The following is a 21,475-nucleotide window of genomic DNA, read 5'->3' as shown; positions in this document are numbered from 1 at the left end:
TAAAATGCCCCGCAGGTCCTTATTCCCCCACAAAGGCTGTCTCTTTTATTTTCTGTTATTCCCAAGATCTTCCCAGCTCTGCTCTATGGCATCCAGGATTCCCTGTACATTTAAACCGGTTTTTACCCGCTGGCTGTTTACGGTTCCGTGCTCGATAAAATGATCCGGGATCGCCAACGGAAGCACTCTTACTTCCGGATGACAGGCTTCCATATAAGCAGATACGTGTTCTCCAAATCCGCCGCTTTTTACATTCTCCTCTACAGTCACAAAAAGACTGTGATTCTGTGAAAGACGGTCAAGAAGGCTGGTATCCAGCGGTTTTACAAAACGTACATTGACAAATGTAGCTCTTGCAATTCTGTGATCTCTTATCTCCTCACAGACTTTCTGACAGACAGAAACCATACTTCCAACACCAAGGACAGCAATCTCACTGCCCGAGGTGATCACTTCACTTCTGCCCTTCTCAAGTGGCTCATCACGCTCTTCCATATCTGTACATGCTGTTCCCTTCGGATAACGGATCGCACAGGGACCATCCAGCTCTTCTACTGCAAATTTCAGCATCTGCTCCAGTTCTTTTCCATTCTTGGGAGCCATAACTGTCATATTAGGGATCATAGACAGATAGGAAAGATCAAAGCATCCATGATGGGTTTCTCCGTCTGCTCCCACAAAACCTGCCCGATCAATAGCAAAGATCACATGAAGATTCTGCATGCACACATCGTGGAGGATCTGATCAATTCCTCTCTGCAGGAACGAAGAATAGACCGCAAAAACCGGAATCATTCCTCCAAGAGCCAGCCCTGCCGCAAAGGTTACCGCATGCTCTTCTGCAATACCCACGTCAAAAAATCGTTCCGGGAATTTCTTACAGAACCGGTTCAGTCCGGTTCCATCGGGCATGGCAGCCGTAATGGCAACTACTTTCTGGTTCTTCTCTGCCACAGAACATATTGCGCTGGAAAAACAGTCCGTATATGTGGGCGCTGTTTTTTCTGCAAGAGGTCTGCCGCTTTTGATCTCAAAAGGACCGGTTCCATGAAAACGCTCCGGATGGGAAGATGCCGGTCCATAACCTCTGCCCTTTTCCGTAAGGACATGGACAACCACCGGTCCCTCCACTCTTTTTGCCTCATTAAAAAGCTTCATCATCTGACGCATATTATGGCCGTCTACTGGCCCCAGATAAGTCAGACCCATATTTTCAAAAAGCATTCCGGGAATGATCAGCTGCTTAATACTGCTCTTGGTTTTGCGGACCGTATCCACCACGGCTGTTCCAACATGTGGAATTTTTTTGAGCGTTTTTGTCACGCCGATTTTCATTCCCGTGTAAGTCTCCGCTGTACGCAAGGCACTTAAATAGGTGGACATTCCTCCAACATTCTTGGAAATGGACATGTTGTTATCATTGATGATGATAATAAAATTCGTCTTCAGCTCAGCTGCATTGTTTAATGCTTCATATGCCATTCCACCGGTAAGCGCACCATCTCCGATGACAGAAACCACATGATGTTTCTCTCCCCGCAGATCTCTGGCACGGACATAACCAAGTCCTGCGGAAATGGAATTGGAACTGTGTCCGGTATCAAAAGAATCACAGTCACTTTCATTTCTCTTCGGGAAGCCACTTAAGCCTCCCTCTTTACGAAGATCCTTAAAGCCGTCTTTCCTGCCTGTAAGAATCTTATGCGTATAAGCCTGATGTCCCACATCCCAGATCAGTTTATCCTGTGGAAAATCAAGCACATTATGCAGAGCAAGGGTCAGCTCCACCACACCCAGATTGGATGCCAGATGGCCGCCTGTCTCACTTACACTCTGGATCAAAAAGCTCCTGATTTCCTCGGCAAGGCGCGGAAAATCCTCCAATGAAACTTTATGAATATCATTTGGCTTTTTAATTTTTTCCAGAATCATTCGTATCCTTCCTTCGTTCTTTCTATTTCCTGCGGCTTACCAGACTTTCCACAAGAAGATCCAGAAATTCGTTCTTCCTGTCAAGACTGTTTAAAAGCTCTACCGCATGTTCAGAAAGTTCTTTAACCTTGCCGGCTGCTGCCGGGGCTCCCATGAGGCTTACATAGGTAACCTTATTGTTCTTCTCATCACTGTGGATCGGTTTTCCCAGTTCCTCCTGGGTACTGGTCACATCAAGGATATCATCCTGGATCTGAAAAGCCAGCCCGATGTTCTCTGCAGCCTGCTCCACAACTTCAAGTTCTTCCTCCGATGCCCCTACCAGCACGGCACCGGCCATCATGGAAGCCTCGATCAGTGCGGAGGTCTTGTTCTTGTAAATATAATCCAGCATCTCACGTTCCAGAGGTTTGCCGTCATTCTCCACGTCCACACTCTGTCCTCCAAGCATACCGTTGATGCCGGTCTTATCTGCCATAATCCTCATGGCAGATATCACACGTTCTTTATCTTCAGTCAGGTCGAAAGCGGAAAGCATCACCTCATAGGCTCTGTTCAAAAGTGCCACACCGCTTAAAACACCCATAGCCTCTCCATATACCTTATGTGTGGTCAGCCTTCCTCTCCTGTAATCGTCGTTATCCAGTGCCGGAAGATCGTCATGGATCAGCGAATGCGTATGGATCATCTCCATCGCCGCCATAAAAGGCTCACAGAGCGCGCCCTCTCCTCCGAATAAACGATATGTTTCCATAATCAGAATCGGGCGGAGTCTCTTTCCGCCTGCCGTCATACTGTAATTCATGGCCTCTGCCATGGTTTTTGCAAAACCGGATTCTTCCGGAAGATATTTCCGGATCACCCGTTCCGCTTCTTCTGTTCTTTTTTTCAGTTCTTCATTAAAATTCACGAAATGTCCCATCCTCATTCATTTGAAGCATCTTTTTTTCTACAGTATCCAGTCTTCCGTTTAAATCTTTAAGAAGCTCCATCCCCTGCCTGTAAAGGCAAAAGGATTCTTCCAGAGATGTTTCTCTGTCTTCCAGCTTCCGGGCAAGCAGATCAAGCTCTCCGAAAGTCTCCTCTATGGATTTTCCTTCTTTCTTTTCTTCTGTTTCTGCCATTATCGTTCTTCCTCCCTGATGCTGTCCACAACTGCTTCTATTACACCATCTGTTACTGCAACAGAAAGTCTTTCTCCTTTTTTAACCTGACTGATTTCCGTAACTGCATGTCCGTCTGTGTCGGACACAAACGCATATCCGCCATTCAGCTTCTTCAGTGGAGAAAGTCCTTCAAACCGTTGAATCCATACTGCCAGTTCATGACGTTTTTCTGTCAGTTTATGCTCCATGGAAGAGCGCAGACGTTCTTCCAGATCTGCGGCATGTTGTCTTTTCTCTCTCAGCACAGATTCCGGGTTTAAATATTTCAGCTTCGTTTCATATGCTTTCAGCCTTTCGGCAAAAAGTTCTGTTTTGCTGTTCATGGCACTCTGCAGACGTTCTCTGTATATTCGAAAACTCTCCATCACGCTGCGAAAATCATCTACCGCAAGCTCTGCCGCAGCCGAAGGTGTGGGAGCCCTCAGATCCGCCACAAAATCCGCGATAGTAAAATCGGTTTCATGGCCTACCGCCGAAATCACAGGTGTTTTACACTCAAAAATAGCACGGGCTACGATCTCCTCATTAAAAGCCCAGAGATCTTCAATAGAACCACCTCCACGGCCGACAATGATCACGTCCACCCCTGCTTCATCCAGCATTTGGATTCCTTTTACAATACTCTGTGCCGCACCTTCTCCCTGCACAAGTGCCGGATAAAGGATAATCTGCAGATAGGGATTTCTTCTTCCCGCAATATTTCGGATATCCTGCACAGCCGCACCGGTAGGCGCTGTCACCACACCAAGAGTATGAATAAAATGAGGTATGGGCTGCTTATATTCCCGGGCAAACATCCCCATATCCTCAAGTTCCTGTTTCAATGCCAGATACCGCTCATAGAGAGCACCGGCGCCCTCCAGAGTAATCTCTTTCGCATAAAGCTGATAACGCCCGTCTCGCTCATATACATCTACAGCGCCGCCTACAACCACCTTATCTCCGTCCTTCATGCGAAAGGCAAGGCCACGACGGTGTCCCGCAAACATCACACAGCTTAATGTACCCGTCTCATCCTTCAGGGAAAAATAGATATGTCCACTGGTATGATATTTACAGTTGGATACTTCTCCCTTTACATAGACTTTCCGGAGAAAGTAGTCCTGGGTAAACATATTTTTGACATAATGGTTTACCTGGCCGACAGAATAGACATTTCTCATGCGTTCTCTTCAGGAACTTCCGCTGCTTTCTCTTCTGTGTCAGCAGCTTTCTCCTCGTTCTTCTCTTCTTTTTCGGATGCGATCTTTCCGAGGACTCCGTTTACAAAAGAACCGGAAGCATCGCCGCCAAATCTCTTGGCAAGTTCTACAGCCTCATTGATGGCTACTCCTGTCGGTACATCCTCATCATATTCCATCTCGTATACTGCCAGGCGAAGTGCTGCGAGATCCACACGGCTCATACGTTTGGTCTTCCATCCACGGCTTGCACTGTTCAGCTGTGCATCGATATCTTCCAGATGCTCCCTTACATGTGCATATTTCTTCTTCATATATTCCTGGTCCTGCTCTGAAAGTTCTCCAAGACCTTCAAAATAAAGAGAGAGCTGTTCTGTCATCTCTTCTTCTGAATTAAACTCTGTCATAAACATAAGTTTAAATACATGTTCTCTCTGTTCTCTTCTTCTCATAATTTCCTCCTAAGACGGAAAAAAGGAAAGGTTTACTTTCCTTTTTCGTTCTCCATATCCACGCTGGCAATATGAATATTTACATCTGCAACCTCAAGTCCTGTCATATTCTCGATAGCGGATTTTACTTTTTCCTGGACCTTCTTGCTTGTCTCAAGAATGTTTCTGCCATACTCGATATTCAGTGACAGATCCACGGTAACGACGCCTTCCAGAATGGTTACTCGTACACCCTTGGACAGGTTCTTCTTTCCAAGTTTACTTACCAGCTCATTGGTGATATTTCCTGCCATGGAAGCAACTCCGTCCACATCTGTTGCTGCAAGTCCTGCAACGATTGCAACAACCTCATCTGCAATGTGAACTTCACCGATTCCGCCCAGATCCTGTATCTTATATGTTGTTCTTTTTTCTGCCATGGGAAACCCTCCTACGGATATAATATTTTTGTTCGTAATTTTATACTATTATACCAAAAAATGTTATGAAATAAAAGGGCTTATTTACTGAATTCTGTCAGTACCAGATCCGGGTTTCTGTCCTCAACCATGCCGACGCTCCATGCATTGACAAAAAGAAGCAGCGGATTTCCCTTAAGATCTGTAACTTTCTTCATATCTGAAGTTCCCACGATCTTGTCTACCTTCACAGCTTCCTTGTTGGCGATCCAGCGGATATGCTCATATGGAAGTGTTTCCAGACGGATATCCACATTATACTCATTCTCCAGACGATATTTAAGGACATCGAACTGCAGAATACCGACAACACCCACAATGATCTCTTCCATACCAGTATTAAACTCCTGGAAGATCTGGATTGCACCTTCCTGGGCGATCTGATTGATACCTTTTACGAACTGTTTTCTCTTCATGGTATCGATCTGACGCACACGTGCAAAATGCTCCGGTGCGAAAGTCGGGATTCCCTCAAAGGCAAATTTCTTTCCAGGTGCACAGATAGTATCTCCAATGGAAAAGATACCCGGGTCAAAGACACCGATGATATCCCCTGCATAAGCCTCATCCACAACATGACGGGACTCCGCCATCATCTGCTGCGGCTGAAGAAGACGCATTTTCTTGTCGCCCTGTACATGGTAAACTTCCTTGGTCGCATCAAACTTGCCGGAACAGATTCTCATAAATGCGATACGGTCTCTGTGAGCCTTGTTCATATTTGCCTGGATCTTAAATACAAAGGCTGAAAAATCATCACTCATCGGATCTATTGGTCCACAGTCTGCAGTTCTCGGAAGCGGAGAGGTGGTCATCTTCAGGAAATGCTCCAGGAATGTCTCCACACCGAAGTTGGTAAGAGCAGAACCGAAAAATACCGGTGTCAGATGTCCTTTGCTGACTTCTTCCTGAGAAAACTCCGCACTTGCGCCATCCAGAAGCTCGATCTCTTCCATCAGCTGTTCTTTCTGTTCCGGATCCATGACCTCATCTGCATGAGGATCATCAATATCGATCTCTTCGATCACACCTTCCTTGGTACCTTTCTGTGTATCAGAGAAGGTAAGGATCTTCTTTGTATTACGGTCAAAAACGCCTCGGAATTTCTTACCGGAACCGATTGGCCAGTTGATCGGACAGGTAGCAATGCCAAGCTCTTTTTCGATCTCATCCAGAAGATCAAACGTATCATTGGCATCTCTGTCCATCTTGTTGATAAATGTAAAGATCGGGATGTGTCTCATAACACAGACTTTGAAAAGTTTACGGGTCTGTGCCTCAACACCTTTGGAACCATCGATGACCATGACCGCGGAATCCGCTGCCATCAGGGTACGGTAGGTATCCTCGGAGAAATCCTGATGTCCCGGTGTATCCAGAATGTTGATACAATATCCGTCGTAATGGAACTGAAGAACGGAAGAGGTGACGGAAATACCTCTCTCCTTCTCGATCTCCATCCAGTCTGATACTGCATGGCGGGCCGTAGCCTTACCTTTTACGCTTCCGGCCAGATTGATGGCCCCTCCATACAGCAGAAATTTTTCTGTCAATGTTGTTTTACCGGCATCCGGATGGGAGATGATGGCAAAAGTTCTTCTTTTTTCTATTTCTTTCGTATACTTCGACACGTGAGCCTCCTGTATATTCTCTAATATCTCTATTTTACTATAACCTTACCTATTCTAGTATAGACAAGGCTTTGCTGTCAAGGCAATTCAGTCGTAAATTCCCTCTGTATCAATGGTGGAATCATTCTGGGCTTCTGCGGATGTCTCTGTATCTTTCTCCGACGCGGAATCTGCAGAATCATTTTCCACAGATGCTGCGGTATCCTGTGCTTCATCGCCTGTACTCTCCTCTGTATTTTCTGTACCTGCAGCATCCGATGCACTTTCATCTGCTGCTTCTTTGCTCTGGCTCAAAGGTGTAATCACAATACTCTCTGCCGCCACACCGGTTTTCCTTTTTACAATATCCTCGATCTGTGCACGTTTTGCATCTTCAAGATCCGCATCCGGCACTACCACATCCGCAGTTTCCCCGGTCAGATTTACGATCACATTCTCAAATCCCTTTGCTTCCAGAAGAAGCTCTGCTGCCGCCTCTTTTTCTGTAAGATCTGTCATGGAAACCATGGTATTGATGGCATTCTGCTTCTCCTCATCGCTGATATCCTTGTTGCTGATGATCGCCTGCAGGTCCGCTTTGTTCTGGGAGCGTACCTGTTCTCTGCTGATTTTTGCCTGCGCCGCAAAATCCGACGCACCGGTAAGTACGGCTTCACCCGGAGATGCGGTATCCATCACCTCCGACTGGGTTGTGCCATCTGCCCCGTTCTCATCCAGAAGGGCTGTTTCATCGGTCAGGTCATAATTCACATCGTCCAGGATACTGCTGCTGTCGGTGCTTGCCTCCTTATCTTTAAATCCCAGATCCACATCTGCGAAATTCAGATACCCGGCCACAGCGATCAGAATGGCCAGCGAGGTGATGATTACCTGGTTTTTCTTCATGATCTTTTTCACTTCTACTCTCCTCATTTCATTTTCATTATTCTAATTTTATTAGCGTCGATCTGAAATAATGCCATAATTGCCTGCTGAATATTCTGAACTGTCACTGCGCTGCCCGCTCCCTGAGCAGCTACCAGAACACCGGTAACTTCATTTTTGCTGCTTATGGAAAAACTGTCCGTATTTCCCTCATCCCCGGTCATGATGATCACTTCCACCTTCCCGACTCCTTCCACATTGGAAAGCAGTTCCTCCAAGCGGCTTTCCAGTCTTGTTTTTTCGGCCGCCTGGGTATTGATGTTCTTATTGCTTTTCTGAGTTACCGGAAGTCCTGCCACCAGAAGAAGGATCCCCAGAAGAAGGACGATCCCCCACTCCTTCCACCCCATCGCCAGGATCCAGGATCTGATACTGATCTTTTCCGAGTCCGCAGATCCTTTCACACCCATCTTGTACCGCCTCCTTCTGCTTTTCTGTGATCTTCTCAGAAAGCCTTATGATGACCCGGAGATTTTTCTTCATATCCACTTCAATTTCCCTGCAAAAAATCTTCTGTTCATTTAAAATCTCCTCCACCTGTTTTTTCAGCTCACTTTCATAAGCTTCCTTCAGAAAGGTTTCCCGGATCCCCTGTGCTTCCACTTCCATCCGCTCCTGTTCTTCCTGGCTGTAATTTTTCCGGAACCCTTCCAGAAGTTCCTGACTTTTTCCCACAACAGCAAAAACTGGCGTACAGATAAGAAGTATCAGGAGAAGGCCCATAAACAGACGGACATACTGTTCATACCGCTTATCCGGCAGAATATGCAGGATTGCCGTAGTAAGCACATGAAAAAAAGCCAGATTTTTCATCCACTGATAAATTTCCTGCCTCATGATCAGATTCCTCCTGCCATCAAGATCAGAAATGTCAGCATGCACAAAACTTCCGCTGTAAACAGGATCCGCATCAGAAGAGCGCACCCTTCTCCCATAGTACTGAACACTTCCACAAGCCGTTTGTCAGACACCGGCTGTGCCACTGCTGCCAGAAACCTGTATACAAGTGCCAGCAGTCCGTAGCGGATCACAGGACCGGCTCCAGCCACCAGGAGCACAAGAAGAAACACCACTCCCAAACTGTTTCTTACAAGAACTGCTGTTGTAAGCACCAGTTCCGTCACTGCATTAACTGCATTTCCTACCCCAGGAAGTGCACCGGCGGTTTTTCCGATGGCACTTCTTTTCAGAGAATCCATCACCGGAGTTACCAGTCCCCGCACTACCTGAAGCCCTGCGACAACTCCCAGCAGTGTCCGAAGGCCCCAGGAAATCAGCGTCTCGATCAGTTCTGCCATTTTTCCCAGCATCTCTTCCCTGGAAAGATGATTCACAAACTTAAGAAGTATATACAAACTGACTCCAGGAAGCAAAATACTCTCCAGTATCCACTGAAACAGCCATACCAGAAGAAGCACGCCTTGATAAAAAACAGTGGCTGTAGATGCTCCGGATGCGGCAGCCACTGCCATAAAGTACACCGGCGACATCTCTTTCATAAATTCCGTGATCCACCGCAGCATAGAAAGTAGAGATGTACTTAACCCAGAAAAACTGTTCATCAGCAACGTAAAAACAAGAAGATACACAACATAAAAACTGATCTCCCCGATCTGTCCATTGTCAAAAGCACCTGCAAATCCGGAAAAAACTGCCGCAAATAAAAGAAGTAGCAGCAATTTTACGATCAGTCCTTTCTCTTTTTCAAGGCCGGAAAAAAGGAGACTGTGCAGAAATTCCCGCACACTCTCCTCCGAAAGCACTTCTTCACCGGACAACAACCTGTGGAAAGCTTCTGTGACAGAAAAGCTGTTCTCACCAAGCATTTCATCCACCATGGACTGCAGATCTGTAAGTTCCAGCTGATCGGTGAGCTGTTCTTCTGCTGCCGCATAAACAGGCTGTCCTGACAAAAAACATGCCCAGAATATTCCTGCAATCCAGATTGTTATCAGCAACACTACTGTTCGTTTTTTCTGCCTTTTATTCATGCCAGAAATCCCTGTATTGTATCCAGAAGTGCCAGCAGCACCGGCATGCTCAGAACCATCACAGACAATCTGCAAAACAGATCGATCTGTGCTCCTGTGGAAGCATACCCTGCATCTTTGCATATACCGGATGAAAAATGTCCAATATAAGTGATCCCAATCATTTTTAACAAGGTAGTGACGTAACTTCCATCAACCGGAAGACTTTCCTTCAGTTTTTCAAGAGACTGAAAAAGATATCCGATCTTTCCTACTGCCAGACCCAGGATCACCAGACCGATTCCCATAGTAATCAGACTTGTATATTCAGGAGCCCGTGATTTCAGAAGGATTCCCAGAAGCACACCAACTGTTCCCAGAATGGAAATTCTTAAAATATCCACGTTTTCTCCCTCCTTTACAGAACAAAAAGCTGCTGGATATTTTCAAAGAGTTCATAGATATACGGTACGATCCAGAACAGCACAATCAGAAGTCCCGAAAGACTTACAAGAAATGCCTGTTCTTCTCTTCCGCTGTGCTTCAGGATCTGGGAAAGAACTGAGACCAGGATCCCTACTGCTCCGATCTTAAATATGATACTGACCTCCAAAAGCTCCCTCCTTTTTCTTCAAAAGCCCGTCCCATCTTATCTGTCCAGACAGAATCTTTACACCAAAAGCACTGCCAGAAGCAATCCTCCCAGAATTCCCAGACTCCGGTACAGTCTCTTTTTTCCGGAGGCTTCTTCTTTCAGCCGGGAAATCTCCTCTTCCAGATTTTTCTCATACAGAGAAAGCTGCTTTATCTGCATTTCCAGATCCATATATCCAAGATATTCTCCGACAGAAAAAAAAGCGTCCTTTTCCCCATGGGTAAGGCAGCTTTTTTTCAGGGAATTTTCCGCACATTCCCTGCATATCTGTGAGAGTTTTTCTCCTTTTCCCGCTTTCATTCTGTCAGCGGCAGTTATGAGAAATTCTCTGTATTTTCCATTCATTCTTCCGGCGGCTCCATAAAAAGCATCCGGCAGCGATGCATTCCCGCAGCGGATCTCCCCTTTCAGGCAGATCACCATCCTAAGCAGCATCTCCAGGGTATATATTCTTTCCGAAACCCTTATGCTTTCAGAAACTCCCAGCCCGGCTCCTGCAGCTACCACCAGAATACATCCTACAATCCGGTACATATGCATTTTCCGTTTTCATCATAAATTGCTTCCACAATTCCCGCACGGTCATGTTTCCCAAGAAAAATATATCTCTGGAAAACCCGCGCCTCCCACAATTTCCGGAAAAACGGCTGTGCCAGTGTTTCTTCCATAGAATCTCCATGTGCAGTTGCAATCAGACGACATCCACAGTGGATGACAGATTCCACAGCTTTAAAATCTTCCTCTTTTCCAAGCTCATCTACAGCTACCACAACCGGCGACATGGACCGGATCAGCATCTGCATTCCTTCTGCCTTGGGACATCCGTCCAGAATATCCGTACGCATTCCCAGATCATTCTGCGGAATTCCCTGATAACAGCCGGCAAGCTCGCTGCGTTCATCTACCACTCCTACCGTAACACCGGAAATGTTCCCCCAGCCATTGCTCATCTGGCGGATGATATCCCGAAGAAGCGTCGTTTTCCCGCATCTGGGTGGGGAAACGATCAATGTGTGCATGGTCTGCTCTCTTGTCTGAATATAAGGCATCACACTTTGGGCACATCCCTGGATCTCATGAGCCAGCCGTACATTGATGCAGGAAATATATTTCATTCCCCGGATCCGATTTCCGTCCAGGATTACTTTTCCGGTAACTCCTACACGATGTCCGCCCTGTACACTTAAGAATCCCTGACGTATTTCATCTTCATAGGCATACAGAGAGTACCCGCTGACATACTCCAGTGTCTCCTTCAGATCCTCCCGTGTCACCAGATAAGGCTCTGTGTCTTTCTGCCGCAGAAAACATTCTCCCCCATCGTAGGTAAGAAACAGGGGCCTTCCCACACGGAGACGTATCTCATATAATTTATCATAATCAAGGTCTGCATCCACCAGAAGCTGGCGGACATTACTGGCAAACAGGTTCTGAATCTGGTTTGCGTCCATTTTTTCACCTCTTACACTTAAATATATTGCGGACGTGCCGGATTTAGTACCCCTTGTCTCCTTCGAAAAAGATCTGTTTCTCCCTTATTCCGACAGGAAAAACAGACTTTCTTCCTCATCATAGGCTTCCATCTTCGGAAGACTCAGCTTCAGTACACGGTCCACAATATTTACGGAGGACGCACGGTATGCATAGGCGCAGGATTCAAACATTACATAGAGATTGTCACCTTCCACCACGATCTGTTCCAGTCTCTCCGGAAAACGGTAAGTTCTGGCCGAATTTTCGTTTACATACAGACGCTTGTCGGACTGTTCATAAAATACCAGTCTGGATGGCAGGATTCCAAAAGAATGGGAGATCAGCAGTTTGTCATTGTAAAAAGCGATCCCCTGAACCTGCTCCGATATAGTAGAATAATCCAGCGGAACTGCCATTTCAAAATCCATGCCCAGTTCCTCATCCATGGTATTGATCAGATTTCCATCTGCGTCAACTCCGTATCGTGCAATTACACTTTCGTTATATTTTTCAAAGCAGCCTACATACAGACACCCTTCGTAAAAAGTCATAAACGAGTCCCTTACAATTCCATAAAGGCTGACTGTCTGGAAAGTATCCACCGGCAGGTGACTGTCATCATAATCATAGGCTTCTATTGTATCCATCTTTATACTTACTGCCTGTGCGATTCCGTTGATATTGGAAGAATACCACAGAATCTTATGCTCCGGGTCGTAGGCAAGGCCTCCCACATGAGGCTGTCCAGGCAGTATTATTTCTTTTATAAAATTATGCTTTTCTTTATCGATCACATAGATGACCGAATTATGTTTCTGTGTGCTGCAGTAGGCACTGACCAGCACATAATCATCGGTAACTGCCAGTCCCTGAGGAGTCATGGACGTACACATGGCCGGTGTCGCACCTTTTTCCGTAAGCAACGTCCTTGTATTTTTCAGTCCGGGAATGACATAAGTTCCATATTCTTTCTCTTTTTCTCTCCCGTCAAAGGCAAAATAGGAAAATGCCTCTTTCTGGGAAAGCATCTGTTTCTGGCCCCGCAGCGTATACACCGCAGCACCTCTGTTTGTCACCACAGCTTTTGTGGGCAGTTCTGTCTTTGCCCTGTAAACAAACGCATATAAAAAATAACACATGCACAGCACAAAAACAACTGCCAGAATCTTCAGAAGGAAGATCCGGAAGCTGCGTTTCATCTCTTTGTTCATTTCATCGTCTCTATTCGCTATCTCAAAATGATGTCTTCGTATTCAAACCGTAATTCCAGGCTGTCTCTGGACCAGATCGCTCCACTGTATCCTGGCTCCATCTCAAGCATGATGTAATTTCCCTTATCCATGGGAATGGTTCTCAGATCTCTGGACAGACCCTCTCCAGTCCATTTGATATAGGCCTCCCTCAAAACCCACTGGGTAAAAAAGGCCTTTTCCATATCATCCGCATCCAGAATTTCCCTCACCATATCTGCAGGCACCATTCTTTCAAGAATTCTTTCGTAATTTACTTTCTTGTGAATCTGCACATCAATGCCCACTTCTTCTCCTGCAAACAGGCACATCACATATTTTCCGGAATGGGTGATATTATAATGAATTCTGGGAAGCAGGGTAAAAAACGGTTTCCCATGCTCCCCTTTTGCACGGGGTTCAAAGACAAGTTTCCGGCCAAACTCTTTCTCGAGCCCGATCTCAAGAAGCTTTTCTCCGATCATGTGCTCCATGTTCTTGTTGTCATATTCGTCTTTTATTTTTGTATAATATATGATCCCGTTCATAATCCGGCCTCCTCAAGGAACCGGGAAGGCTCCCGTTCCTTCTCATACTGCTGTCTCACATAACACAGGGAAAGTTTTTTCTTTGCCCGCGTCATCCCAACGTAGAAAAGTCTCCGTTCTTCCTCAAGGTGTGCCTCCAGAACTGCCTTCCGGTAAGGCATACTGCCCTCATTGACATTCATAATATATACCCTGTCATACTCCAGGCCTTTTACTGCGTGAAGGGTAGATATCACACATCCTTCCCTTTTTACGTCCTGTTTCTTCGCCTGTTCTTCCAGTTTTCTGGTATATTCATCCATATAGGCCAGCCATTCTTCCAGTGTTTTCATTCCTCTGGCACTTTCGTGTATCCGGTTTAAGGTTTCCCAGAGCTCTTCTGGTTTTATTTTACGATACCTTGCGTATTCCTGCAAGTATTCTTCATATCCCATACCATTTCGGATAAAATTAATGGCAGCATAAGGGGCCATTGTTTTCAGGATACGGAGATGTGTTTCCAGCGTTGTGATCCGGTCACACATCCAGTCCTTATCTTTATAAAATTCTCCAAGAACTTTAAAATCTATATTTTTTTCGGTAAGAGCCTCTCTGGCTATGTAGCGGTTGGGACGATTCATAATTTCCAGAAATGTACTTCTGCTCCGGTCCCCCTGTGCCATCTTCAGATAGGCGATCATATTCTTGCAGATCCAGTGTCGGAACAGATTGGGCAATTTCTCTTTCATGGTAAAAGGAACCCCGTATTCCATCAGAGCAGCAACCAGTCCCTCTGCTTCCTGGTTGGTCCGAAAAAGAAAGGCCGTATCTTCAATATCTTCCCCTTTTTCCATCCGGTTTTTTAAGGCTCCTGCTGCTGCCATATACTCATCCCTGGGGTTTTTAAACTCTTTTACCACTACAGGTTCTCCCGGTTCATTGGGCGTGGAAAGTTTCTTTACATAACGGTTTTCATTATGATCAATTACCTTCATAGCTGTATTTAAAATATTTCCGCTGCACCGGTAATTAATATTCAGAAGCACTGTTTCCGCATTTTTAAAATCTTCCGGAAAATTCAGCATAATCTCCGGACGTGCCCCACGGAAATGATAGATAGACTGGTCATCGTCTCCCACCACAAACAGGTTATTTTCCGGAGCTGCCAGCATTTTTACAATATCATACTGAAGATGATTGATATCCTGAAACTCATCCACCAGAATATACTGAAATTTTTTCTGCCATGCAGCCAGGATATCTTTTCTTTTACGCAGAAGTTCATAGCAGCTTAAAAGCATGTCATCAAAGTCAAGCTTTCTTCTTTCGTTCAGAACTTTCCTATATCCTTTAAAAATCTGCCGGAACACTTCATCCGGACAGCAGGAAGAATAATAATGTTCCAGCGAAATTCTTCCCCCTTTGACAACGCTGATCTCTTTTGCCAGATCTTCCACAAAATCCCCCTCTTGGGACTGTTCTGTGGCACAGTTTACTGCCAGCTCTCTTAAGATCGCATATTTTTCCTCTTCAGAGAGAATATTGCTTCCATTGAGACCATATGCCTGTTTCAGGATTCCGTAAAATACACCATGAAAAGTTCCAAATGTAACGCCTGTCCTCGGAACTCCGGTAAATTTCAGAAACCGTTCTTTCATTTCTACAGCTGCTGCCCTGGAAAAAGTCACAACAAGAACAGAGGAAGCCGGTATCTTCCCTTCATGAATCATATGTGCTGTTCTTTCTACTATGACGGAAGTTTTCCCCGAACCGGGGCCTGCCAGAACCATCATCGGTCCTGACAGGTGGGCGATCGCCCTTTTCTGAGATGGATTTCGTTTCATAACTGGATGATTGACCACGCACTTATTCGCGCTCAAGTTTTTCGATTGCCGCATGTACACGTTTCAGTGTCTCGTCCTTGCCAATGATTTCCATGATCTCTGTTGCACCGGCCGGTGTCATCTGCTTGCCGGATACTGCTGTACGAAGCGGCCACATTACATAACCGTTCTTATAGCCATGCTCCTTTACAAAAGCACTTAAAGATGCATACAGCGGATCGTTGGTGTAATCCTCCTGTGCTTCCAGTACAGGAAGTACTTCTTTGAGAACTGCAAGGGAAGTCTCCTCTGTTGTTTTCATTTTTTTGTGACGGTACATTGCACTGTCATACTCCGGAACTTCCTCAAAGAAGTCTACAAGGTCCGGAATATCCGGGAATACTTCGATTCTGGTCTGAACCATACCTGCGATCTTCCTGAGATCAAAGTCTTTCTTCAGTACTTCTTTCAGATATGGAAGTGCTCTCTCATAGAATGCATCCGGATCCATCTTCTTGATGTACTCACCATTCATCCATTTCAGCTTGGCAATATCGAAAACTGCCGGTGATTTGTTGATATGGTGATAGTCAAATGCTTCCACAAGTTCCGGAAGTGTAAAGATCTCACGGTTATCTGCCGGGCTCCATCCAAGGAGTGCAACATAGTTGATCACTGCCTCTGTAACGAATCCCTGGTCGATCAGATCCTCATAGGAAGAATGGCCACATCTCTTGGAAAGTTTCTGATGTGTCTCATCTGTGATCAGCGGACAGTGAACATAGGTCGGAATATCCCATCCGAATGCTTCGTAAATACGGTTGTATTTCGGTGAAGAGGAAAGATACTCATTACCTCTTACCACATGTGTGATTCCCATAAGATGGTCATCAATAACGTTTGCGAAGTTGTATGTGGGATATCCGTCGGATTTAATCAGGATCAGATCTTCCATCTCCTCATTGTTGACTGTGATATCGCCGTAAATAACATCGTGGAATGTTGTAGTTCCCTCTGTCGGCATATTGAAACGGATAACATGAGGCTCACCTGCATCCAGACGGCGCTGAACCTCTTCTTTGGAAAGGTGAAGACATCTCTTGTCGTAGATGGAGATCTCCTTACCTGCAACTGTACGTTTCATGCTCTCCAGCTCTTCCTTGCCACAGAAGCAGTAGTATGCATCTCCCTGCTCGATAAGCTGTTTCGCATATTTCAGGTACATACCGGTTGCCTGACGCTCGCTCTGTACATACGGACCGAAACCGCCGTCTTTATCCGGTCCCTCATCATGGAGAAGTCCGGTTTTCTCAAGGGTACGGTAAATGATATCTACTGCTCCCTCCACATAACGTTCCTGGTCTGTATCTTCAATACGGAGGATAAAATCTCCGCCTTCATGTTTTGTGATCAAATAAGCATAAAGAGCTGTTCTTAAGTTACCCACATGCATTCTTCCTGTAGGACTCGGTGCAAATCTTGTTCTGATCTTTGTCATTTCTTTTCTCCTCGTTTTGTTGTTTCTCATTATAAGTGATATTATATACCTAAATCCTTCAAAATGTCCATAGGTTTTCCGACGGAATCCCCCCGTCTTCCCTGTACACAGAAAAATCCCCTGAGACACCATTGTCCCAGAGGATCTCTTAATTCCTGCTTATGCTTCCACGCCTTTGTTTTTAAGGTACTCGATTACGTCTCCGACTGTATTCAGATCTGTAAGCTCCTCTGCCGGGATCTCAACGTTGTACTCATCCTCAAGAGCCATAACCAGCTCAAACAGATCAAGAGAATCTGCTCCAAGATCATCCTTAAAAGATGTCTCCGGTGTAATTATAGACGCCTCACAATTTAACTGCTCTGCAAGCATTTCTTTCATTTTTTCTAACATGTCTTATTTTCTCCTTTAATCGTTACAGATCGAATCTGTTTCCTCTTTTTGAGCAAAGTATATAGTCTGCAAAAACAGTTGTCAAGAGGATTTTCCCAAAAAATGGCTCCAGAGCAAAAATATTTTGATTTTAAAACTATTTTACTCTTGAAATTTTATCTGACGGGCCACACTGAGGGCAATTGCCATCTCCGACATCAGGAATACGATCGATGTTCCTCCGTAGCTGATAAAGGGCAATGTAACACCTGTATTCGGCATCAGATTCAGCACAACGGCAATGTTTAAGATTACCTGAAGTGCAATATGTATAAAAATTCCCGTAACGATCAGAGAGCCGAACAGATCCGGGGCATTCTGTGCAATAAAGAACAGTCTGTACAGAAGATACCCGAACAGGATCAACACAAAAATACCTCCGAAAATCCCAAGTTCCTCACAGATAATGGAAAAGATCATATCGTTCTGAGCCTCAGGAACGCTTCCCAGTTTCTGGATACTGTTTCCAAGTCCCCTTCCGAAAAAGCCACCGGAGCCGATCGCATACAGTGCCTGTAACGTCTGATATCCGCCTTCATCGGAATATTTCTCAGGCTGAAGCCATACCAGTACTCGCATAATACGGAAGCTGTTACTGCTCTTGGTTGTCGCAACCAGAAACAGCACCCCAATCACGATCAAAACGATACCGACGATTCCTATAATGATAAAGGGGCGCATTTTCGGATGTGCCACAAACACCATTCCCACCGTAATTCCCAGAATGATCATGGCGGTACTTAAGTTATCGGTAAGCACATATGCAGCCAGCGCAAGTCCTGCTCCCGGAAGGCCCAGAATCATACAACTTTTCAGGGTTTTTACCTTTCGTCCCATCTTCCCGATCATGTAGGCCATCATGATGATGACCGCAATTTTGGCCACCTCGGCAGGCTGAAAGTTAATCGGTCCGATATACAGCCATCTGGTTGCACCATGAGAAGAACGTCCCAGCGGAGTACGAACCAGGCCCATAAGGATCAGCGAAGCTACATACAGTGCGGTTGTAAAAGGAAGAAGGATATGATAATCCAGTATTTTTGAAATAAACAGCGCTCCGATCAGACATGCAGCACTGATCAGTGCCTGTTTCTTAAAATAAAACATATCATTGCCGTAATTCACTTCTGCCATATAAGAACTGGTACTGTACAGCATCACCAGTCCAAAACATACCAGAAGCACAATAACAGCAACAAGATTATAATCATAGTAATCCGATTTTGTATTCTGCTTTTTTAAATTGAGCAGAGGATTTTTCATTTTATCACCATCGCTTTCTGTATCTGCGAAGAAATTTCTGATATCGTAAAAAAGAAAGTAAAAAAAATTCCCGGAAAGCCGCATAAATGCTGTCTTTCCGGGACGTTCCATAAATGGACCTGAGGGGAATCGAACCCCTGTCCGAAAGCCTATCCCTTAAGGCATCTCCCATCACAGTCGCTGATTTAACATTCCCTCGGCAGCACGCCCACCGACAGGCTTACTGCTTCAGTAGCTTCATAATACATCTACCGGGGCAAAGCTTACCCGGCAAGGTTTCTCACATGGTCGACGCCAGATTCCCGATGTGTGAGTGCAACGGGGCTGACGAGCAGCTTAGGCTGCTAACGCTAACTTTTCGTCTGCGTTTATATTTAGTTCCCGGTTGGTACGCAGTCCAGGAGTCTGCGGATGGCTTCCCTAACTTCAAAGCCCCCGTCGAAACCAGTACAAGCCCTTGTATAAAAAAGACTTCTGATGACTTCATTCTCTTCAAGTCATCTCTGGTGGACAGACGAACTCTAAGCCAGTTGTTTTTTGACTGGATTTAATTATACCAGAATGTTTTTTCGTGTCAAGGATATTTGCAAAAAAGGTTCCGGGCTGTGCACGGTTTTTCTTACCCTCACAGCCTGGAACCCAAGTCTGAAACTGTCAGCCTTATATGCTCTGCATCATATTCATTCGCCGTCTTTTACTTTCAGACAGATGATATGTTTCTCTTTGTCATATCCGTTAATACGGACCTTCATTCCCTCTTTTGTCTCTTCGCACTGTACATTAAGTGTTGAATCCAGTGTCTCTGCACTTCCTTTTACGCCCGGAATCAGCACTGTATTCTCTTCCTGGGAAAGTCCCTCTATAAATACATAAAGATCTTTTTCTTTTGCTGTAAAAAACAGCTGTACACCATCTCCTGCTGTTTCCGGAAGATGTGCGGAACAACTGGTATCATAAATACCTTCTCCGTTGATCTCCAGCCATTTTCCAAGCGCAAGAAGACGTTTTTCCTGCTCAGCCGGAATAGTTCCGTCTGGTTTCGGGCCGATATTGAGAAGCAGGTTTCCGTTATCAGATACTGTTGCAACCAGAAGATGAATCAGATCCGGAACACTGATCAGCTGATCATCTCCTTCATTTTCATTGTATCCGAAAGAAAGTCCCATACCGCGGCACATTTCCCACTTTTCCTTGCGATTAGCTTCGCCCTGTTTGTATTCTTTTGTGCTGAAGTCATGATACAGTCCATTAAACCGGTCATTGACCACGCCTTCCTCCACCACATTATAATAATGTGCCAGGAAATACGGCATCATATGCTCACTCTGCTTTGGCCATCCAATATCATTCCAGAATACGGACGGGTGATATTTGTCTACCAGCTCTTTCATCTGGTTGTAAGAATAGTCTGCATACTCAAAAGTCGGGCAGGCATTTCCGAAATTGTCCTCTTCCTTGAAAATCGGATCATTGGCAAACTGCCAGTCGATCAGCCCTGAATAATAAAGTCCCATTTTCAGACCTTCACTGCGCACAGCATCTGTCAGCTCTCCTGTGATATCTCTCTTCGGACCAAGTTCTTCACAGTTGAAATCTGTATATTCACTGGGATACAGGCAGAAACCATCATGATGCTTCGTTGTCAGCACAACATATTTTGCCCCTGATTTGCGGAAAAGTTCTGCCCACTTCTGTGGCTGCCAGTTCTCAGCCTTCCACATTGGCAGGAAATCTTCATAAGAAAAATCCTTGCCGTATTTCTCAATGTGATGTTCATAAGAAGGTCCTTTTCCAACATTTATGGAATTATAATACCACTCCGCATAAGGATTGTTGCAGAACCATTCTTCATTGGTCTCCACCGCACCAAGCTCCCATGTTCTTGGCGCGAAGGCAGGAACTGAATAGATTCCCCAGTGGATAAAAATTCCGAATTTACAGCCGTCATACCATTTCGGTACCTCATGCTCATTTACAGAATTCCATGTTCCTGTATATTTTTTTGACATTTTTCATATCCTCCTTGATATTATCCGCATCAGCCCTTTACAGCACCGGCTGTCATACCTGCGATCACCCATTTCTGTGCAAAAATGTATACCAGGATTACCGGCAAAGAAACCAGTACAACGTCTGCGCATACAAGATTCCAGCTTCTGCTGAACTGTCCGTAGAAATTGTATACAGAAAGAGGCAGCGTCCACTTGGAAGAAGAATTCAGAAGATACATCGGAATCTGAAGCTCATTCCATACCCACATAAAATTCAGAACGCCTGTTGTTGCAAGAACCGGTTTCAGAAGCGGCATGATCACTGTGCAGAACAGTCTTCCGCCTACCGCACCGTCCATAACTGCTGCCTCATCCAGTTCTTTCGGGATTCCTTTAATAAATCCGCTGAACATCATTGTTGTAAACGGCATGTACAGAGAAGAATATACAAGACAGAGACCGATTCTTGATCCGTAAATTCCCATTTTCTGCATCAGCTGGATAGTTGGAAGTGCAGCAAAAGGTGCAATGATTCCAAGAGTGATGATCTTATACCCGATCCTGCATCCTTTTGTATCTCTTCGTACAATGATAAAGCTTAAGAATGCAGAAAGAGAAACGATCAGTGCCACTGATATAAAGGTGATAAACACACTGTTCCCGAGAGAACGCATAAAATCTTTTTCCAGAACTGTTATGTAGTTTTCCGGATGCCACTCACTTGGCAGGCTGATATTCATATAAGCAGCTTCGCCTTTGTTTTTAAAGGAAGTGAGAAGCACCATCAGCATCGGATAGATCGTCACGATGCTCACAAGCCAGAGAATGATCTCCAGTATCAGATTGATCCTAGTTTTTTTCTTATTCATA

Annotated in this window: 23 protein-coding genes and 1 other RNA gene; all 24 read right to left on the bottom strand. The window is 45.2% G+C overall.

Going from position 1 to position 21,475, the window contains the following annotated elements; all coding sequences use genetic code 11:
- Positions 1–45: 45 nt before the first annotated feature.
- Positions 46–1,932 carry a 1-deoxy-D-xylulose-5-phosphate synthase gene (gene dxs, locus KQI39_RS11230; protein WP_216418415.1) on the bottom strand — a complete coding sequence of 629 codons (1,887 nt, stop codon included), beginning with the start codon at positions 1,930–1,932 and terminating at the stop codon, positions 46–48.
- A 22-nt stretch (positions 1,933–1,954) separates the two neighbouring features.
- Entirely contained in the window at positions 1,955–2,842 is an 888-nt protein-coding gene (locus KQI39_RS11225) for a polyprenyl synthetase family protein (protein ID WP_216418413.1), read from the bottom strand.
- Positions 2,832–3,056, bottom strand: coding sequence for an exodeoxyribonuclease VII small subunit (xseB, locus tag KQI39_RS11220; protein WP_148446639.1), 225 nt, complete (start codon positions 3,054–3,056; stop codon positions 2,832–2,834). Before xseB ends, KQI39_RS11225 begins: the two co-directional genes overlap by 11 nt.
- On the bottom strand, positions 3,056–4,261 hold the full coding sequence (gene xseA, locus KQI39_RS11215) for an exodeoxyribonuclease VII large subunit (RefSeq protein WP_148446641.1): 1,206 nt from the start codon (positions 4,259–4,261) through the stop codon (positions 3,056–3,058). The genes xseB and xseA overlap by 1 nt, the downstream gene beginning before the upstream one ends.
- Positions 4,258–4,731, bottom strand: coding sequence for a transcription antitermination factor NusB (gene nusB, locus KQI39_RS11210; RefSeq protein WP_148446643.1), 474 nt, complete (start codon positions 4,729–4,731; stop codon positions 4,258–4,260). The genes xseA and nusB overlap by 4 nt, the downstream gene beginning before the upstream one ends.
- A gap of 32 nt (positions 4,732–4,763) precedes the next feature.
- Positions 4,764–5,150, bottom strand: a complete 387-nt coding sequence (locus KQI39_RS11205; RefSeq protein ID WP_015524453.1) for an Asp23/Gls24 family envelope stress response protein — start codon at positions 5,148–5,150, stop codon at positions 4,764–4,766.
- 80 nt (positions 5,151–5,230) lie between these two features.
- On the bottom strand, positions 5,231–6,820 hold the full coding sequence (locus KQI39_RS11200) for a peptide chain release factor 3 (RefSeq protein ID WP_216418411.1): 1,590 nt from the start codon (positions 6,818–6,820) through the stop codon (positions 5,231–5,233).
- A gap of 87 nt (positions 6,821–6,907) precedes the next feature.
- A complete protein-coding gene (locus KQI39_RS11195; RefSeq protein ID WP_148446645.1) occupies positions 6,908–7,717 on the bottom strand; it encodes a SpoIIIAH-like family protein in 810 nt (269 codons plus the stop codon).
- A gap of 11 nt (positions 7,718–7,728) precedes the next feature.
- Positions 7,729–8,043, bottom strand: coding sequence for a hypothetical protein (locus KQI39_RS11190; RefSeq protein WP_177290918.1), 315 nt, complete (start codon positions 8,041–8,043; stop codon positions 7,729–7,731).
- Positions 8,009–8,581 carry a stage III sporulation protein AF gene (locus KQI39_RS11185; protein WP_216418409.1) on the bottom strand — a complete coding sequence of 191 codons (573 nt, stop codon included), beginning with the start codon at positions 8,579–8,581 and terminating at the stop codon, positions 8,009–8,011. The genes KQI39_RS11190 and KQI39_RS11185 overlap by 35 nt, the downstream gene beginning before the upstream one ends.
- 2 nt (positions 8,582–8,583) lie before the next feature.
- On the bottom strand, positions 8,584–9,735 hold the full coding sequence (locus KQI39_RS11180) for a stage III sporulation protein AE (RefSeq protein WP_216418407.1): 1,152 nt from the start codon (positions 9,733–9,735) through the stop codon (positions 8,584–8,586).
- On the bottom strand, positions 9,732–10,118 hold the full coding sequence (locus KQI39_RS17735) for a SpoIIIAC/SpoIIIAD family protein (protein WP_216418405.1): 387 nt from the start codon (positions 10,116–10,118) through the stop codon (positions 9,732–9,734). The genes KQI39_RS11180 and KQI39_RS17735 overlap by 4 nt, the downstream gene beginning before the upstream one ends.
- Positions 10,119–10,132: 14 nt before the next feature.
- Complete coding sequence (gene spoIIIAC / locus KQI39_RS11170) at positions 10,133–10,327, bottom strand: stage III sporulation protein AC (RefSeq protein ID WP_021976821.1); 195 nt, start codon at positions 10,325–10,327, stop codon at positions 10,133–10,135.
- A gap of 57 nt (positions 10,328–10,384) precedes the next feature.
- Positions 10,385–10,903 carry a stage III sporulation protein AB gene (locus tag KQI39_RS11165; protein ID WP_173761939.1) on the bottom strand — a complete coding sequence of 173 codons (519 nt, stop codon included), beginning with the start codon at positions 10,901–10,903 and terminating at the stop codon, positions 10,385–10,387.
- Entirely contained in the window at positions 10,888–11,820 is a 933-nt protein-coding gene (gene spoIIIAA, locus KQI39_RS11160) for a stage III sporulation protein AA (RefSeq protein ID WP_216418403.1), read from the bottom strand. Before spoIIIAA ends, KQI39_RS11165 begins: the two co-directional genes overlap by 16 nt.
- An 84-nt stretch (positions 11,821–11,904) precedes the next feature.
- Positions 11,905–13,053, bottom strand: coding sequence for a YncE family protein (locus KQI39_RS11155; protein WP_148446657.1), 1,149 nt, complete (start codon positions 13,051–13,053; stop codon positions 11,905–11,907).
- Between the two features lie 17 nt (positions 13,054–13,070).
- Positions 13,071–13,619, bottom strand: a complete 549-nt coding sequence (locus tag KQI39_RS11150) for a 4'-phosphopantetheinyl transferase family protein (protein WP_216418401.1) — start codon at positions 13,617–13,619, stop codon at positions 13,071–13,073.
- Positions 13,616–15,442 carry an ATP-dependent helicase gene (locus KQI39_RS11145; protein WP_216418399.1) on the bottom strand — a complete coding sequence of 609 codons (1,827 nt, stop codon included), beginning with the start codon at positions 15,440–15,442 and terminating at the stop codon, positions 13,616–13,618. The genes KQI39_RS11150 and KQI39_RS11145 overlap by 4 nt, the downstream gene beginning before the upstream one ends.
- Positions 15,443–15,464: 22 nt before the next feature.
- Positions 15,465–16,919, bottom strand: coding sequence for a glutamate--tRNA ligase (gene gltX / locus KQI39_RS11140; protein ID WP_148446663.1), 1,455 nt, complete (start codon positions 16,917–16,919; stop codon positions 15,465–15,467).
- Between the two features lie 159 nt (positions 16,920–17,078).
- Positions 17,079–17,312 (bottom strand): acyl carrier protein, encoded by a 234-nt coding sequence (gene acpP / locus KQI39_RS11135; protein WP_021976814.1) that lies wholly within the window; start codon positions 17,310–17,312, stop codon positions 17,079–17,081.
- Positions 17,313–17,453: 141 nt separating this feature from the next.
- Positions 17,454–18,614: an FtsW/RodA/SpoVE family cell cycle protein gene (locus tag KQI39_RS11130; protein WP_173761937.1), complete on the bottom strand. Its 1,161-nt coding sequence runs from the start codon at positions 18,612–18,614 to the stop codon at positions 17,454–17,456.
- A 111-nt stretch (positions 18,615–18,725) separates the two neighbouring features.
- Positions 18,726–19,071: a transfer-messenger RNA gene (gene ssrA, locus KQI39_RS11125) on the bottom strand.
- 223 nt (positions 19,072–19,294) lie between these two features.
- Positions 19,295–20,623 (bottom strand): alpha-L-fucosidase, encoded by a 1,329-nt coding sequence (locus tag KQI39_RS11120; protein WP_148446667.1) that lies wholly within the window; start codon positions 20,621–20,623, stop codon positions 19,295–19,297.
- 29 nt (positions 20,624–20,652) lie between these two features.
- A complete protein-coding gene (locus KQI39_RS11115) occupies positions 20,653–21,474 on the bottom strand; it encodes a carbohydrate ABC transporter permease (protein ID WP_148446669.1) in 822 nt (273 codons plus the stop codon).
- Position 21,475: the final 1 nt, after the last annotated feature.

The sequence above is a fragment of the Blautia sp. MSJ-36 genome, from assembly GCF_018917985.1.
GTDB lineage: Bacteria > Bacillota > Clostridia > Lachnospirales > Lachnospiraceae > Blautia_A.
The sequence above is the reverse complement of the archived record's forward strand: the minus strand, read 5'-3'. Positions and strand labels throughout refer to the sequence as shown.